The 15,359-nt window shown below is 73.5% G+C and carries 15 protein-coding genes and 1 pseudogene; 10 read left to right on the top strand and 6 right to left on the bottom strand.

The annotated features are described in order from the left end of the window. Positions 1 to 152: 152 nt before the first annotated feature. Both J7I94_RS30050 and J7I94_RS30045 read left to right on the top strand, forming a co-directional pair. Positions 153 to 1,991 (top strand): annotated as a pseudogene (locus J7I94_RS30050) (glycoside hydrolase family 36 protein); the annotation flags it as partial. 45 nt (positions 1,992 to 2,036) lie between these two features. Next, positions 2,037 to 2,279, top strand: a complete 243-nt coding sequence (locus tag J7I94_RS30045; protein ID WP_215172094.1) for a hypothetical protein — start codon at positions 2,037 to 2,039, stop codon at positions 2,277 to 2,279. A 262-nt stretch (positions 2,280 to 2,541) separates the two neighbouring features. Here J7I94_RS30045 and J7I94_RS30040 read toward each other — a convergent pair whose 3' ends face one another. Further along, complete coding sequence (locus tag J7I94_RS30040; protein WP_215172092.1) at positions 2,542 to 3,006, bottom strand: MarR family winged helix-turn-helix transcriptional regulator; 465 nt, start codon at positions 3,004 to 3,006, stop codon at positions 2,542 to 2,544. An 88-nt stretch (positions 3,007 to 3,094) separates the two neighbouring features. Between J7I94_RS30040 and J7I94_RS30035 the strand changes: the two genes are divergently transcribed. Further along, positions 3,095 to 4,135, top strand: a complete 1,041-nt coding sequence (locus J7I94_RS30035) for an aldo/keto reductase (protein ID WP_215172090.1) — start codon at positions 3,095 to 3,097, stop codon at positions 4,133 to 4,135. A gap of 3 nt (positions 4,136 to 4,138) precedes the next feature. Continuing rightward, positions 4,139 to 5,260 (top strand): Gfo/Idh/MocA family protein, encoded by a 1,122-nt coding sequence (locus tag J7I94_RS30030; RefSeq protein WP_215172088.1) that lies wholly within the window; start codon positions 4,139 to 4,141, stop codon positions 5,258 to 5,260. On the opposite strand, the gene J7I94_RS30025 is transcribed toward J7I94_RS30030, so the two are convergent. Then, positions 5,247 to 6,209, bottom strand: a complete 963-nt coding sequence (locus J7I94_RS30025; protein ID WP_251075950.1) for an MFS transporter — start codon at positions 6,207 to 6,209, stop codon at positions 5,247 to 5,249. The two genes, J7I94_RS30030 and J7I94_RS30025, sit on opposite strands and share 14 nt — an antisense overlap. A 30-nt stretch (positions 6,210 to 6,239) precedes the next feature. Here J7I94_RS30025 and J7I94_RS30020 point away from each other — a divergent pair, with 30 nt between their 5' ends. Beyond that, positions 6,240 to 6,497, top strand: coding sequence for a carotenoid oxygenase family protein (locus J7I94_RS30020; RefSeq protein ID WP_308114758.1), 258 nt, complete (start codon positions 6,240 to 6,242; stop codon positions 6,495 to 6,497). 92 nt (positions 6,498 to 6,589) lie between these two features. On the opposite strand, the gene J7I94_RS30015 is transcribed toward J7I94_RS30020, so the two are convergent. Next, positions 6,590 to 7,213 (bottom strand): sigma-70 family RNA polymerase sigma factor, encoded by a 624-nt coding sequence (locus tag J7I94_RS30015; protein ID WP_251075944.1) that lies wholly within the window; start codon positions 7,211 to 7,213, stop codon positions 6,590 to 6,592. Between the two features lie 269 nt (positions 7,214 to 7,482). Between J7I94_RS30015 and J7I94_RS30010 the strand changes: the two genes are divergently transcribed. Next, the gene (locus tag J7I94_RS30010) at positions 7,483 to 9,264 is read left to right on the top strand and encodes a BTAD domain-containing putative transcriptional regulator (RefSeq protein ID WP_215172086.1); all 1,782 of its coding nucleotides are present in this window, start codon (positions 7,483 to 7,485) and stop codon (positions 9,262 to 9,264) included. Positions 9,265 to 9,580: 316 nt separating this feature from the next. Here the strand turns inward: J7I94_RS30010 and J7I94_RS30005 are convergent, their stop codons facing one another. After that, a complete protein-coding gene (locus J7I94_RS30005) occupies positions 9,581 to 10,288 on the bottom strand; it encodes a hypothetical protein (RefSeq protein WP_215172084.1) in 708 nt (235 codons plus the stop codon). Between the two features lie 477 nt (positions 10,289 to 10,765). Here J7I94_RS30005 and J7I94_RS30000 point away from each other — a divergent pair, with 477 nt between their 5' ends. From J7I94_RS30000 to J7I94_RS29990, 3 genes are all read left to right on the top strand, one after another. Next, the gene (locus J7I94_RS30000) at positions 10,766 to 11,143 is read left to right on the top strand and encodes a hypothetical protein (RefSeq protein ID WP_215172082.1); all 378 of its coding nucleotides are present in this window, start codon (positions 10,766 to 10,768) and stop codon (positions 11,141 to 11,143) included. A gap of 32 nt (positions 11,144 to 11,175) precedes the next feature. Then, the gene (locus J7I94_RS29995) at positions 11,176 to 12,384 is read left to right on the top strand and encodes an ABC transporter substrate-binding protein (protein WP_306522593.1); all 1,209 of its coding nucleotides are present in this window, start codon (positions 11,176 to 11,178) and stop codon (positions 12,382 to 12,384) included. Between the two features lie 133 nt (positions 12,385 to 12,517). After that, complete coding sequence (locus J7I94_RS29990) at positions 12,518 to 12,835, top strand: hypothetical protein (RefSeq protein WP_215172078.1); 318 nt, start codon at positions 12,518 to 12,520, stop codon at positions 12,833 to 12,835. Between the two features lie 23 nt (positions 12,836 to 12,858). Here the strand turns inward: J7I94_RS29990 and J7I94_RS29985 are convergent, their stop codons facing one another. Further along, positions 12,859 to 13,521 carry a DUF4232 domain-containing protein gene (locus tag J7I94_RS29985; protein WP_215172076.1) on the bottom strand — a complete coding sequence of 221 codons (663 nt, stop codon included), beginning with the start codon at positions 13,519 to 13,521 and terminating at the stop codon, positions 12,859 to 12,861. A 195-nt stretch (positions 13,522 to 13,716) separates the two neighbouring features. On the opposite strand from J7I94_RS29985, the gene J7I94_RS29980 reads away from it, so the two are divergent. After that, positions 13,717 to 13,896, top strand: a complete 180-nt coding sequence (locus tag J7I94_RS29980; RefSeq protein WP_215172074.1) for a hypothetical protein — start codon at positions 13,717 to 13,719, stop codon at positions 13,894 to 13,896. Between the two features lie 14 nt (positions 13,897 to 13,910). Here the strand turns inward: J7I94_RS29980 and J7I94_RS29975 are convergent, their stop codons facing one another. Then, complete coding sequence (locus J7I94_RS29975; RefSeq protein WP_215172072.1) at positions 13,911 to 15,347, bottom strand: NAD(P)/FAD-dependent oxidoreductase; 1,437 nt, start codon at positions 15,345 to 15,347, stop codon at positions 13,911 to 13,913. Between the last annotated feature and the right edge of the window lie 12 nt (positions 15,348 to 15,359).

The following is a 15,359-nucleotide window of genomic DNA, read 5'->3' as shown; positions in this document are numbered from 1 at the left end:
GGGGGACCCCCATCGCGTCGACTCCCTCCTCCGCCTTGCAGCTGCACGCACCAGACCCCGCTCACCGGCATGGACAAGTCCCGCCGGTGTCCTGCGTCCTGATCCAAACGACAGGCCCTAGCCGATGACCCGTCCCAGTTCGATCCGGTCGCCGCCTGACCGTCGAACTCCACGACCCGCTCAGCGGCCTGGCCGCCGGGGCCGAACTCTCCTCGCCCACCGGACTGCCGGTGCTGCGTTCCCGGGTCAGGCTGTGCAACGAGAGCGGCCAGGACGTCGTCGTCCAGTCCGTCACCAGCCTCCTGCTCGGAGCCCTGCGCTCCCCGGACCGGCTCGACGTCCACCGCGCCCGCAACGGTTGCTGGCGGAGTGCCGTTGGTACGCCGAGCCGCTGCGGGACACCGTCGTGGACATCAGCGTCGACGCACACCAGCACGACAGCCGGGCGGCGCTCACCGTCACCGGGCGCGGCAGCCGGCCCACCGACGGGCACCTGCCGATGGGCGCCCTCACCGCACGCGACGGCGGTCACGCGTGGGTGTGGCGGGTCGAGTCGCCGGCCGGCTGGCGCTGGGACCTCGGCGAGTACCACCGCGGCACCCACCTGGCGCTGAACGGGCCCACGGACGCAGAACACCAGTGGCGCGTCCGGCTGGAGCCCGGCGCCGACTTCACCACCGTGCCCGGGGTGCTCGCCCTCGGTGCCGGGCTGGACGACGCCTTCGGGGCGCTGATCTCCTACCGCCGTGCCGTACGCCGCCCGCACCCGGACCACGCCCGGCTGCCCGTCGTCTGCAACGACTACATGAACACCCTGATGGGCGACCCGACCACGCGGAAGCTGCTCCCGCTGATCGACGCGGCCGCCGAGGCCGGCGCGGAGTACTTCTGCGTCGACTCCGGGTGGTACGACGACGACACCGTCGGCTGGTGGGACAGCGTCGGCGAGTGGCTGCCCTCGGCACGCCGCTTCCCCGGCGGCGGTATCCGAGCGGTCCTCGACCGGATCAGGGAACGCGGCATGGTGCCCGGACCGTGGCTGGAGCCCGAGGTCGTCGGGGTGCGCAGCCCCGTCGCCTCCGCGCTGCCCGCGGAGGCGTTCTTCCAGCGCGACGGCGTGCGCCTGAGCGAACAGGGCCGCCACCAGCTCGACCTGCGGCACCCCGCCGCCCGGGCCCACCTCGACACGACGGTGGACCGGATCGTCGGCGACTGGGGCGTGGGCTACCTCGAACTGGACTACAACATCGTCGTCGACCCCGGCACCCGCGGGCCGGACGACATCGCCCCCGGCGCCGGACTGCTGGGACACGCGCGGGCCTACCTCGACTGGCTCTCCGGGGTGCTCGACCGGCATCCGCACCTGGTCGTCGAGAACTGCGCCTCCGGCGGCATGCGCATGGACGGCGCCCCCCCTCGCCGTCACCCAACTGCAGTCCACCAGTGACCAGCAGGACCCGCTGCGCTCCCCGCCCATCGCCGCCTCCGCGCCGACCGCCGTCCCGCCCGAGCAGGGCGCCGTCCGGGCCTACCCGCAGACCGACTACGACGGCGTCCTCAACGCCTTCACCCTGGGCGGCGCCCTGCTCGGCCGGATGCACCTGTCCGGCCACCTGGACAGGATGACGCCGGACCAACTGGCGCTCGTACGGGACGCGGTGGCCGTCCACAAGACCGTTCGCGACGAGCTGGCCGACGCCGTGCCCTGCTGGCCGCTCGGCCTGCCGGGGTGGACGGACGAGTGGCCGGCGCTGGGCATGCGCGTACCCGGCGGCCGTACGTCCTACCTCTCGGTGTGGCGCCGCGGCGGGGACGGCGACCTGCGCGTCGAGGCGCGGAACCTCCCGGGAGCGGTGGTGAGCGCGGAGATCCTGCATCCGACGCGGACCACCGGCTCCGTGGCCCGGGAGGGGGGCGGGGACGGGGGCGGCCTGCGGGTGTCGTTGCCGCACGTGCCGGGCGTACTGCTGATGCGTCTGCGGCATGCCTGAGGGATCAGACGGGGGTCGGCGCAGCGGGGAAGGAAGGACGACCTCGTGCCCACCATGGTTGCCGGGAGCCACGTGCCGCTGCTGCCGACGCCCGGTCCGCCGGACGGCTCCTGCCCGTTCCCCCGGATCGAAGAGGTCGAGGACTTCCTGGCCGGCCTCGTCTCCGGTCCGGCCCTGAGGCGAGGGCGCGCCGCGCAGGCCCGAGCCGCTCTTCCCGGGTACTGCCACGGTCCGGCTGTGCGCCGGGGCCGGGTCCGGTGTGCCACGTGGTGCGTCTCCGTCCCGTAGCACCCGGCTCCACGGACGATCCGCACCAGGGCCGTCTCGTCCGCTGTACGGCCGGGTCGCATGGCCGGCTCCTGGAGCACTCTGCCCTGCCCGCCCCCGTGGCCAAGCGCTGAGAGGGTGCGAGCGGGTATGCGATGTGCTTACCTGCGTTTCTGCTGGTCGCTCCGGACCGAACCAAAGAAAGGCGCTTGCTCGGTTCCTCCGTCGCGGCGCTGGCCGATCAACCGCCCGCCGGCCCGCGCGACGGCCACGTGACCGGCGGCTACAGCCGGCGCAGCACAGAACTCAGCGTTTCGATCTCCCGCGCGGAGAGCTTGTCGGTGAAGTGGCGGCGTACCGCGGCGTACAGGCCGGGCTGTACGGCGGTGATGGTCTGGCGTCCGGTGTCGGTGAGGGTGACGGTGACGCTGGTGCCGCCGGCGCGTTCACGGGCGACGAGGCCGCGCTTGCCCATGCGGGTGAGCTGGTGGGAGATGCGGGTGCGGTCCCAGCCGAGCGACGCGGCGAGCTCGCTCTGGCGCAGGGAACCCCCCGCCTTGCCGAGGTTGACGAGGATCGTCAGGTCCGGCTCGGACAGGCCCGCCGCCTCGGCGGTGTCCGCGATCACCCGGGCGCGGACGAGTTCGTGGGCGCGCTTGAAGGAGGACCAGAGGTCGACGGGATCCGGTGCGGTCCGGCCCAGGGGTTCGTCCGGTTCGGAAACTCCGTCGGCTGGTGGCGTTGACATATCAACACGCCCCTTTCTAGTGTTGAGATGTCAACGCTAGCAGGCGGCTGCGCCCTCACCTCACCCACCTCACCCCGCGGAAGGATCCATGCAGACCCGAATCCTTGGAACCGACGGCCCACAGGTCACCCCTCTCGCGCTGGGCTGCGCCAACATGTCCGACCACGACGCCCCCGCCGACGAGGCCGACGCCCTCGCCACCATCCGCACGGCCCTCGACGCCGGCGTCACCCTCCTCGACACCGCCGACTTCTACGGCATGGGCCACAACGAAGACCTCATCCGCCGCGCCCTGCGCGAGGGAGATCGCGAAAAGGCGGTGTTGAGCGTCAAGTTCGGCGGTCTGCGCGGCCCCGACGGAGCCTTCGTCGGCATCGAGGGCCGTCCCGCCCATGTGAAGAACGCGCTCGCCTACTCGCTGCGCCGCCTCGGCACCGACCACGTCGACATCTACCGCCCCTCCCGGCTCGACCCCGGCACCCCGATCGAGGACACGGTCGGCGCCATCGCCGAGCTCGTCCAGGCCGGATACGTGCGCCACATCGGGCTCTCCGAGGTCGGGCCGGAGACCATCCGCCGCGCCCACGCCGTGCATCCGATCTGCGACGTACAGATCGAGTACTCCCTGTTCAGCCGCGCCCCTGAGACCAACGGCATCCTGGACACCTGCCGCGACCTGGGGATCGGCGTCACCGCGTACGGGGTCCTCGCGCACGGTCTGCTCACCGGCACCTACCGGCAGCCCGCCGGAGGTGACCCGCGCGCCCACTGGCTGCCCCGCTTCCACCCCGACCACCTCGCCGCGAACCTCGCCCTCGCCGACCGGCTACGGCCGCTCGCCGGCGCGCGCGGCACCAGCGTCGCCCAACTCGCCACCGCCTGGGTCGTCACCCAGGGCCGTCGGCGCGGCACCGTCGTGGCCGTCCTGGGCGCCCGTCGGCCCCGCCGCGTCGAGGAGGCCGTGGCCGCGGCCGGCGTCACCCTGACCGACGACGAGCTGCGCGCGATCGACGCGGCCGTCCCGGCCGACGCGGTGGCGGGTACCCGGTACGCCGCACCCCTCATGGCCTTGCTGGACAGCGAGCGCGCCCCGAACCCGGTCCGCGCGCACACAGAGAACGGACTGTGAGCCATGAACACATCCGCGTCACCGCTCGCCGAGCTGGCCCGGTCCGAGAAGCCGATCGGGGTGGGGATCATCGGGCTAGGAGCGCACGGGAGTTGGGCCGAGCGCTCCCACCTGCCGGCCCTGCGCGCCGTCCCGGGGTACGAGTTGAGGGCCCTGAGCACGAGTTCGAAACCGTCGGCGGAGCGCTCCGGGCACCGGCACGGTGTGTCCCGCACCTTCGGGACGGCGGCCGAACTGGTCGCCTGCGACGAGGTGGACCTGGTGGTCGTGGCGGTGAAGGTGCCGCACCACCGGGAACTGGTGCGCACCGCGCTGAGCGCCGGCAAGAGCGTGCTGTGCGAGTGGCCGCTCGGCAACGGGCTCGCCCAGGCCGAGGACATGGCGCGACAGGCACGCGACCTCGCTGTGCCGACCGTCGTCGGACTCCAGGCGCGGTCGCACCCGGTCCTCGCCCACGCACGGGACCTCGTGGCCGACGGCTACGTGGGGGAGGTGCTGTCCACGACGGTCGTCGGCTCCGGCGGCACCTGGGGCGCCACCGTGAACCCCGGCGACCACTACGTGCTCGACGCCGCCAACGGCACGACACTGCTGACCGTTCCCTTCGGCCACACCCTCGACGGACTCGCCTCCGTTCTGGGCGAGCCCGAGGAACTGCGGATCCGGCCGGTGTCGCGGCGTACGTCGGCCGTGGACACCGGGAGCGGACGGCCGGTACCCATGACCGCCGCGGACCAGGTGGTGGCCTCGGGACGGCTGCCGGGCGGCGCGGTGGCCACCTTCCACTACCGCGGCGGCATGTCCCGGGGAACCAACTTCCGCTGGGAGATCAACGGCACCGAGGGCGACCTCGTCCTCACCGCCCCGATCGGCCATCCCCAGCTCAGCCCGCTCACCCTCGAAGGCGGCCGGGACACGTCCACCGGCCTCACTCCCCTGACGGTCCCGGCATCGTACGTCCGCGTCCCGGAACTGGACCCGCGAGCCGACGCGGCCGCCTACGCGGTCGCGCATGCCTACCGCCGGTTCCTGGACGACCTGCGCGAGGGCACGTCGGCGGTACCCGACTTCGCACACGGCGCCGCCCGGCACCGCAGTATCGAATCGGCCGTCACGACGACGTGACCGGACGCGCGGGCTTGCGCCGGATGCCGGCTCCGGCGGCGGCGAGCAGTGCGACGAGGGCCGCCGCGACGAGAGCGCGGCGGTAGCCGTGGGCCAAGGCGGCGGGCCCGGGTGTCGTGCGGTCGGCGGCGGGGCCCGCGAGGGACGTGAGGACCGCGAGCCCCAGAGCGCCGCCGACCTGCCGGGAGGTGTTGATCAGCCCGCCCGCGATGCCGGAGTGCCGGGGCCCCAAGCCCGCGACGCCCATCCCCGTCAGGGGTACGAAGGCCAGGCCCAGGCCGGTGCCGATGAGGACGGACGGGCCGAACAGGTCGGAGAGGAACGTTCCGTCGACCGGCAGCCGGGCCAGCCACAGAAGGCCGGCCGCGAGCACGACGAAGCCCGGCAGGAGCGTGCCCCGCAGCCGCCCCGCGCCCCAGGACGCCGTCATCAGGGCCGCCGCGAGCGGCACTTGGGTGAGGCCGGCTTCGAGGGGGGAGTAACCGAGGACTCGCTGCTGGTAGAGCGGAAGGAAGAAGAACGTGGCGACCCACACCGCTCCGAGCGGCAGCATCAGCAGATTGCCCGCCACGGCCGAACGGTTGCGCAGCAGCACCGGCGGCAGCAGCGGGTCCCGCGCGCGTCGCTCGACCGGCATGAGCGTCAGCAGCAGGAGCACTCCGGCTGCCAGGACGACGAAGCCCGGCAGCGGCAACCGGCCCTGGGCGCCCAGGCCGAGGACGAGCAGGGTGAGACCGGCCGTCACGACGAGCGCGCCGGGCAGATCGAGGCGGGCGGCGCGCTCACGCTCACCCCGGCCCAGAAGCAGCGGAGTGGCCGCGATGCCCGGCAGGGCGAGGAGGGCGCTGAGGGCGAAGACGGCCCACCAGCCCAGGGCACTGGTGAGCACTCCGCCGAGCAGGACCCCCGCGGCGCCCCCGGCCGCCGAGGCCGCTCCCCACCAGCCCAGGGCCTTGCCACGCCCGGGCCCCGGGGGCCAGTGGGCCAGCAGGATCGCCAGACCGCCTTCGGCACCGGCCGGCTGCCCAGTGAGGCCGTCTTCGTCCAGGCGGACGGCACCACCGGTGAGGACGAGGGATACCTGCTGACCGTCGTGAGCGACCTGAACGCCGACGCGTCCAGGATGCTCGTCCTCGACGCCTCCGACCTCACCGTGTCCCCGGTCGCCACGATCCACCTGCCGCGGCGCGTGCCCGCCGTGATCCACGGCTCGTGGATCCCCGACTCCGCCCTCTGACCGCCCCGGGAGGGGCGTCAGTCGGTGGCCCGGATCCGCTTCTCGGGGTACCCGTTCGGACAGACGCAGCTGGCCGAGCCGATGCTGCGCGCTCAGGAGTGGACGCCGCGGCGCCGCAGCGCCAGTTCCAGCGCGCGCACCGCGTAGTACGTGCGGGACTTGACGGTCCCCCGGGCCACGCCGAGCGCCTCGGCGGTCTCGGCGACGCTGTGGCCCAGGAAGTACGTGTGGTGCAGGATCTGCCGCTGCAGGGGCGTGAGGTCGTCCAGGGCGTCGTGGACGACGTGCCGCAGCAGGATCTGTTCGACGTCGTCCTCGACGGGGAGGACGACGTCGTCGACCGGGCCGGCGCTGACGGGCCGGATCAGCCGGGCCCGGTGGTCGTCGATCGACAGGTTCCGCACGACGGTGAAGAGCCACGGCCGCAACCCGGTCGCCGCCTGCTGCCGCAGCAGGCCGACGTGCCGCCAAGCGCGGACGGCGGCCTCCTGGAGGATGTCCTCGGCCCTGACCCAGTCCCCGCCCAGCAGGCGCGCGGCGTAGCGCAGCAGCTCGCTGCCGTGTTCGTCGTAGACCAGGCGGACGAAGCGCTCGCAGTCCGGGTCGCCGGCGTCGGGACGGGTTCCGTGCCGGTCACCCGGCCGTTCGCACGTCCGTGGGGCGGAAGTGCCCTGCGAGGCCCTCGTGGCTTGCCTCATGGCGCCGACGGCCCCCATGTTTCCTCCTGCTGACTTCGGCCCTCGCCCGGTGGCGCCGGCGTCGTCAGCGTGGGGGAGACCGCTTGGCCGATCCTTGTCGTCGTCTTGCCGGGCCGAACCGTCCGGGGGACCCTCCCGCCGGTCAGGTGAACCGGCGGCGCCGGCCGCCCGTGGAACCGGTACGGGCGGCCGACGGGTGAGCGGAGGTGAGCAGCGTTCGGGCTGTCGGGTGAGTACTCGACCGGGTGAGGGTGGCACCGAGCGAGAGAGGTGCCACCGTGACCACCGTGGAGTTTCGTTTGCTGGGCGCGCTGGAAGCGCGGCGGGACGCCGAGGTACTGGCTCTGGGGCCGCCCAAGCGACGCGCCCTGCTCCTGCGTCTGCTGCTGGATAACGGCCACACCGTCGGTGTGGAACGGCTCTGCGACGACCTCTGGAACGGCCGGCCTCCCCCCAGCGCCGTCTCCTCGGTCCACGCGCACATCAGCAGACTGCGCGCGGTGCTGGAACCCGGCCGCGGGCGCGAGGAGCGGCCCGCACTCCTGCGCAGCGTCCCCACCGGGTACGCCCTGTGCGTCCCGCCCGACCTGCTGGACTCGGCGCGGTTCGAACGGTCCGTGCGGCAGGCGCACGCGCTGGCGGCCGACGGCCGGGTCGGCGAGGCCCGCCAGGAGGCCGAGCGCGCGCTGGGCATGTGGCGCGGCACTCCGCTCCTCGACGCCCGCGACCACCGGTTCGCGCAGGCCGAGACCAGCAGGCTCGAAGGCCTCCGGCTGTCGGCCGAGGAACTCCGTACCACCCTGCTGCTGCGGGAGGGAGAGACGCTCCAGGCCGTCACCAGCGCGGAACGGCTCATCGCGCGCGACCCCCTGCGCGAGGCGTCCTGGGCCGTGCTCATGCGCGCGCTGTACTGCGCGGGCCGGCCCGCGGAGGCACTGCGACGCTACGAGGAGGTACGCGCCCTCCTGGCCCGGGACCTCGGCCTCGACCCCGGCCCCACGCTGCGCGAGACGCAGCTCGCGGTCCTCCGTCATGACACGGCGGCCCTGCGGCCACCGGGCCGGCGCGCTCCGGCCACCGCGCGGGACGCGGACCCGGACCTGCCGGGCCGGGCGGCGGAACTCGGACGGCTGTCCGAGGTACTGCGGAGCGCCGCCGCCGGTCGCGCGGGGTGGGCCGTGGTGTCCGGGGAGCCGGGGGCGGGCAAGACCCGGATCGCCGAGGAGGTGGCCCGGGGGGCCGCCGAGACCGGCTGGGAGGTCCTGTGGACGCGGTGCGCCGAGGAAAGCTACCCGGGGGCCCGGGTCCCGGACCGCCAACTGCGGCGGCTGCGAGGGCAGCTGGAGCGGCTGACCGAGAACGCGGGCGGCGCCGCCCCGAGACCCACCCTGTACGTCGTCGAGGACGTCCACCTGGCCTCGGACGACGTACGGGGGCTGCTGCTCACCTGCGCGCGGACACTGCGCGAGTCGCCGTACGCGGTGCTGTGCACCGTGGCGGACGACGCGGGCCCGGCCACGGAACGCTTCCTGGCCGAGCTGGCGGGCCGCGGCGCCGACCTGATACCGCTCGCTCCGCTGACGGAGTCCGCGGTACGGCTCGTCGCGTCAGCGTCAGCGTCAGCGTCAGCGGAGGCGGCTTGCCGGCTGCGTGAACTGAGCGGCGGCAACCCCTTCCTGCTCGACCAGTTGATCCGTCATTCCGCGCATTCCGTCTCCGGCGGGCGGGTGCCCGTGCCGCCGGCCGTCCGGAGCATGGTCAGGGCCAGGCTCGCCGCACTGTCGCCCGCCGCGCGGCAGGTCGTCGACCGGGCGGCCGTGCTCGGTGACCGGCCCGACATGCGGCGCGTGGCCCGGCTCGGCCGGATGCCGGTCGGCGAGGTGCTGGTGCTGGCGGACCAGGCCGTCGCGGTGCGGCTGCTGTCCTGGACCGAGGTGGCGTCGCCGTACTCCGGTCAGGGCTACCGCTTCCCGGCCGGGGTGCTCCGGCTGGCCGTGCTCGGTGAACTGAGTCCCGTACGCCGCCACACCCTGCGCACCGACGCCACCCGCGCGCTCGCTCGGCAGTAGCAACCGGCGACCGGCAACCCGCGACCGGCCTCCGGCCGACGAGACGGGAAGGTGCTCCGCCGCCCCCGCGCGCGGCCGGGTGCCGGGGCGCACCCTGTCGTGCGTCCCGGCACCCGGGCTCCGCCGGCGGGCGCGACGTCGGTCTTCCGACACCTGGCTCCACACCCGAGCCGCCGCCCTTAACCTCCGCCGACTGATCAACCTTGGGCTCACCCACACCAGTGGTACCTGGCACATCGTACCGGCCGGTGCATGACCGCAGGGGCTGTCCGGCCTGACGGCCGGACAGCCCCTCACCAAGATCTTCATCGACCTTCTAGTCGGAGATCTTGTGCCACGCGATGCGAGGCGCCCTCAGCCGGATGCTCTGCACCGTGCTCTCGGCGGCCACCCGGCCGTCGGCACGCCCCACCACGCGGACGACGGCCTGGTCGCCCACGACCACGTGCGCCGTGATGGAGCCCTGGCCGGCGTGACACGCCTGGAAGCCGTTGCCGACGGCCGGGAAACCGTACTGGTGCTGGACCAGGCCGGAGCCGAACAGGACGCCGGCGCCGTCGCGCTGGAGGCCGAACGTGATCCACACGTTGGTGCTGTACCTGGCGGTGGCGCAGATCTGGCCCACCGCCATGGCGGTCACCATGTACACACCGGCTTCCGGCAGCGTCGCCACGCAGTCGGTGGACGTCCACGCGCCGCCGAGCGGCAGCGTCCGGTCCTGACCGGAGGCACGCCCGTACACGGGGGTGAGCCGGGCGCCGATGGTCCAGGTGTCCGGGCAGTCGTCCGCGCCGTTGTCGATGACATCGATGTCCACGGAGCGCGCGGGGCCGATGTTCGCACCCCGGTCGATTCCGGAGAGCGCCGTGCGGGGGACGCGGAGTCCGTTCTCCGTGCAGGCGAGCGCGTTGCACTCGTCCTGCTCGACGACCGGCTCCAGCCGGTAGGGAGTCGCGGGGTCGCCGGTTCCGGTGACCTCGATGCAGTCGCTGCTGACGATGGTCGTTCGCTGGGGAGGAGGCATGGCAGGTCCCTGAATTCCTGGGGGGTGGTGCGGCGTTCGAGTGCGCCGCCTTGTGCCTCGAAATTAGGATTGGCGCAGTGGTTCGACAATGGCGCTGAAGTCGGTCGTGGATTCACTGGATGTGAATAAGACGCTTATCACTATGATCTGATTGCGCTGTTGTGTGCTGCGTTCACGCCAGTGGGCTACCGGCCCGTGGCGGTCCGTGCCGCCAGGGCGAGTGTACGTGCCCGCGGCCGTCCGTATGGCCGGCATGGCCACCTTCGCGGAATACGGCGAATTCGATGAAAGCCGCATGTCATCTCCCGCCCGCGTCAACGGAATTGGGACTCTCCCTCCTCTCGGCGTACTGGGTCAACGGACTTTCGCGGCATTCACCTCCCCAGGGTGGTGCCGTTTTTCCGACGTGTCGTTAGTCGTAGTGCTCCGGCCGCGACGGCCGGTGAGCGATCCGACAGTGAAGAAGGACGGGTACAGATGAACGGCACTCGACGCGTGGCGGCAGTGACCTCGATCGTGGGGATGCTCATGGCTGTTCCGGCCGGCATGGCCACGGCCCACGCCGGTGACGGCGACGCGGGACCGGGCGGTGTGCTGTCCAACGTCACCGGCCGGAACTCCTCCGGCCACGCCAACCTCTGCGGCACGGGCAAGGTGGCGCTGTTCAAGGAGCGCACCTGTGTGACCGAGGACGGCGGGAAGGGCGGCGGCGACCAGGTGGGCCCCAGCGGCGGCATCCTGTCCAACCTGGTCTTCGCCCGGAACGCCTCCGGCCACAGCAACAACTGCGGCAACGAGACGGTGGCGGTGTTCAGCAGGACCACCTGCGTCACCACGGAACGTTCCGGCCACTGAGCAACCGCACCGGTCCAGCAGACAGAGGTGTCATGATGGCGTCGACTTCGCCAACTTCCCTGTGCGTCGGCGTAGTAGCGCCCCTGACGGGTCGGCTGGCCCCCCTCGGGTCACCGTTGTCGTACGCGCTGCGCAGGCTCACCCCTCGACTCGCGCGCGTGCGCAACGGTGGCCGCCACCACGACGTGACCATCGCCGTGCGCGACAGCCGCTCCGATCCCGACGCGGCCCGGCGGGCCGTGCACGACCTGGCCGACGCCGACGGCGCGCACGTCGTGCTCACCATGGCCGGCACCCGGGTCCTGCCCGCCGTCACCCGGGCCTGCGAAGAGGCCGGGGTGCCCTGTGTGTCGACCACGTTCCCCTGGCAGGCGTACGTCCACACGCGCGGCGCCGAGCCCGGGCACCGTTTCCGGTGGACGTACCACTTCGCGTGGGGACTGGACGACATCGCGGCCGTCTTCGCCGACCTGTGGGAGCGCGTGGACGGACGAGGCGCCGTCGGGTGCCTGTGGAACGACGACCTCCAGGGCGCCCTGCTGCGGCACGAGCGGTACGGCTTCGCCCCGGTGACGTCCCCGCGCGGGCACGCCCTCGTCGACCTCGGCGCCTACCCGGAACCGGCCGACGGCTTCCACTCGCAGGTCGGCCGGATGCGCGAGCACGGCGCCGATGTCATCACCAGCGCCGCGACGGCCACCGACCTCGCCCTCTTCCACCGCCAGGCCCGCGAGGAGGGGCTCCGTCCGCGGCTGATCACCTGCTCACGCTGGCTGACCTACCCGCACACCCACACCGCTCCCGCCCCCGGCGTCCACGGTGAACTCGCCGACGCGGGCGTGGCCACCCTGGTCTACTGGAGTCCCGGCCACCCCTACCGCTCCAGCCTGGACGGCACCACGTGTGCCGAACTCGCCCACGCCTACCAGCGGGACACCGGCACGGCGTGGCTCCAGCCCCTCGGCCTGGCCCACGCCCTCCTGGAGACCGCACACCACGCCCTCACCGTCGCGAGCGACCCCACCGACCGGGCCTCCGTCGCCGACGCCCTCGCCGGCACCAGGCTCGACACCATCGCCGGGCGCCTCGACTGGACCCGGGGGCCGACGCCCAACATCGCCCTGCTCCCCCTGGCCGGCGGGCAGTGGCAGCACGACGCGGAAGGCCCCCGGCTCGCCGTCGTCAGCAACCGCGCGCACCCGGACGTACCGCTCACCGGGGAACTGACGACGGCACATTGACACGGGTACGGGGGGAGGCCGCACCGAACCGGTCGGGGACGAGGGCCGTAGCAACAGGTGTGAGGCACCGGGGAGTCACCGCCCCGGGCCGCTTCGTTCACCAGCAGCCCGTACCGGGCGGAAAGCAGTTCTCATGCACACCACCCTCACCGCCCTCATGGCCGTCGTCATCGTCATCGCCCTCGGCGCCACCGCCGTCGCCAGGGGCCGCTGGTCCGGTCCCTGGTGGCTGGTGCTGATCGGCGCGCTCGTGGCGTACCCCTTCTCCCACACGTTGCTGGACCGGGTGTCCGACGCGCCCGGCGGCTGGCTCCGCTGGGCCTTCCAGATCGCCTGCGGCATGGTGCTGGCCGTCCTCTTCGCCCCGCTCTACCACCGGTTCCGCAAGCCGGGCGAGGACCGGGCCGGGGAGCGGGCGGAGGGGCGGGCCGGTTCCCGGCCGGCCGGCTGAGGCACGGCCGGCTCATGCCCGGCTCAGGAAGTGAACGGGACGGCGTCGGCGGGGTCGGTGTGCCAGTTGGTCGTCACGGGCTCGTCGACGACGGCGCTGTCGATGTCGAGGGAGACGGGGTTGGGGTCGCCCTCGCTGACGGAGGCGATGATCGTGCTGTACTCCACGCCGGTGTCGCTGTCGGCGCTCTTCGGGTTGACCCCCGCGTACACCGTCTTGCCGCCGCTGAGGGTGATCTCCTCGCCCGCGACCTGCTCGGCGGGACCGGCCTGGGTGCCGCCGGAGCCGAAGGCGAAGACGGGCAGACCGGCGGGCAGTACGCAGGTGATGCCGGACTTGGCCTTGACGCTGACCTGGTAGTAGCCGCCGGCCTGCGTCTTGGACTCGGCGGACCACTGGAGGTCGTTGGTGCCGCAGCTCTGGCCGTACCCGCTCTTGTCGGCGGCATCGGAGTCGCCCTCGGACGACGAGGACTGGCCCTCGGCCTCGCCGCCGCTGCCGCCGGTCCCGCCGCTCTGCGTGGCGGTCGGGGTGGCCGTGGCGCCGGCCGCCGCGCCCGCTGAGGTGCTGGAGGAGGCCGACTCCGTGTCGGCGGCGTCGGTCGAGCCGTCGTCGCAGGCGGTCATGAGCAGGCCGGCGCTCAGGGCGGCGGAGACGACGAGGGCGGTGCGCAGGCGGCGGTTCATGACGGGGGTCCTCTCGGTCGGTGGGCGGGCCGCGGCGTGTTCCACGGTTCCGCCTTCTCAGTCAGCACGACGACCGGCTGAGCCGGCTGGTTCGGTCGGCGCATCCGATCAGGACGCCCCCGGCACAGCGCTGTGACAAACGGAGCCGGAACAAGAAACAAGAACGAGAAACAAGAACGAGGGGAACGAGGGAGCATGAGTGATCTGTTCATCGTGCGGGTGGCGCTCGGCGTGGGGCTCGCCCTGCCGGCGGGACTGGCCGTGCTGGCGCTGGCGGGGCTGGCCCACGCGGCCCGGCCCTCCGCCCGCCGGGCCGCGCGGCGCCCCGGCCCGGCGGGCGGAGGGCCGGGTACCGGGGAGTCCCACACCCCCTAGGAGCGTCGGGAGCTTCAGCGGCCCGCAGGGCCGCCGATCGCGGCGAGCAGCTCGGCCCTGCCGGGTCCCGGTTCGCCGTAGGGCGGCCGGAGGCCGAAGGCGGCGATCCGTGCGGCCGTCTCGGCCTCGGGGAGCCGGGCCCCGGGGCCGGTGAGCAGCGCGGCTCCGGCCGCGTACACCCGCAGCAGGTCGGGGTCCCGGAACTTGAGCGCGTCCAGCGCCCTCCGGATGTGCCACTCCCGGTCATCGGTGTCGTACGGCGTGGGGACGTCCGCCCCCACCGCGTCGATCTCGGCGAGCCGGTGCCGGTCCCAGCCGGCGATGCCGCGGTGGACCGGCCCGAGTGCCGTCTCCGTCGTGTCCGCGAACGTCAGGGCGAGCTTCTGCGGATCGTCGGTGGCGGTGGTGCGCAGCAGGTCGCGGAGCGCGGTGGCGTGCAGCGCGCCCAGCGACAGGCCGAGGCCGAACAGCGGGTTGGTCGTGGCCCAGGCGTCCCCGATGCTCAGCACCCCGGTCGCCACGGGGACGCCGTCGACGACGAAACGCCGGTACCTGCGCTCCATGCCGGACATGGCCATGATGTCCGTGACGGGTTCGCCGTACTCGGCCAGGTGCGCGACCGGCGGCAGCAGGGCCACGGCCCGGTGCCACGCCGCCGGGCGGGCCAGTGCCCGCAGGGCGCGGTCACGGCTGGAGACGCCGACCGACAGCGACCAGACGCCCGCGTCCCCCAGGGTCGCGACGGTCGACACGCACGCGTAGTGGGCGCTGTGCGCGGCCGGCAGCTCGGGTACGCGGCCGTCCGCCGAGCGGAAGTACCGGGTGTACGCCAGGAACCCGTCCTCCGCCCGTTCCTCGACGGGGCCCGGCGCGCCGAGGTCCCGCAGCATCCTGCCCACGGGCGAGTTGCGGCCGCAGGCGTCGATCACCAGGTCGGCGAGGAGGGCTTCGCCGCTCCTGGTGAGCACCCCGGCGACATGAGGGCGCCGCGGCGCCCGCTCGTTACCGGGCAGCAGCGCCGCGACCGCGGTGCCGCGGCGCACCGTGAGGCGGTCACAGCCCTCGGCGACGGAGCCGAGCGCCGCCTCCAGCAGCGGACGGCGGGCCGTCATCATGGCGAACCGGTCGTCGCCCGGGCGCCACGCGCCGGCCGCGCCGAGCCGCCGCGGACCGTCGAGGAGGTTCGCGGGCACCGCGCCCCGGGCCGTCAGTTCCGTCACCACGTCGGGCAGTTCGTCCGTCAGGGTCCTGAGCACCGCGGGCAGCAGCAGATGCGGGTGGCGGAACTGGCTGACGCCCGGCCGGTGCCACCCCCGCCACACCTCCTCGCCGTCCCCCGCGGGCGGCGGCGCGCCGTCGCGCTCCAGCACGGTGACCCGGTGCCCGTCACGGGCCAGCATCATCGCGGCCATGAGTCCGACGGGTCCGGCTCCCAGTACGACTACGTCCATCACACCTTCTCC

This window comes from Streptomyces sp. ISL-12 (assembly GCF_018614415.1).
GTDB lineage: Bacteria > Actinomycetota > Actinomycetes > Streptomycetales > Streptomycetaceae > Streptomyces.
The sequence above is the reverse complement of the archived record's forward strand: the minus strand, read 5'-3'. Positions and strand labels throughout refer to the sequence as shown.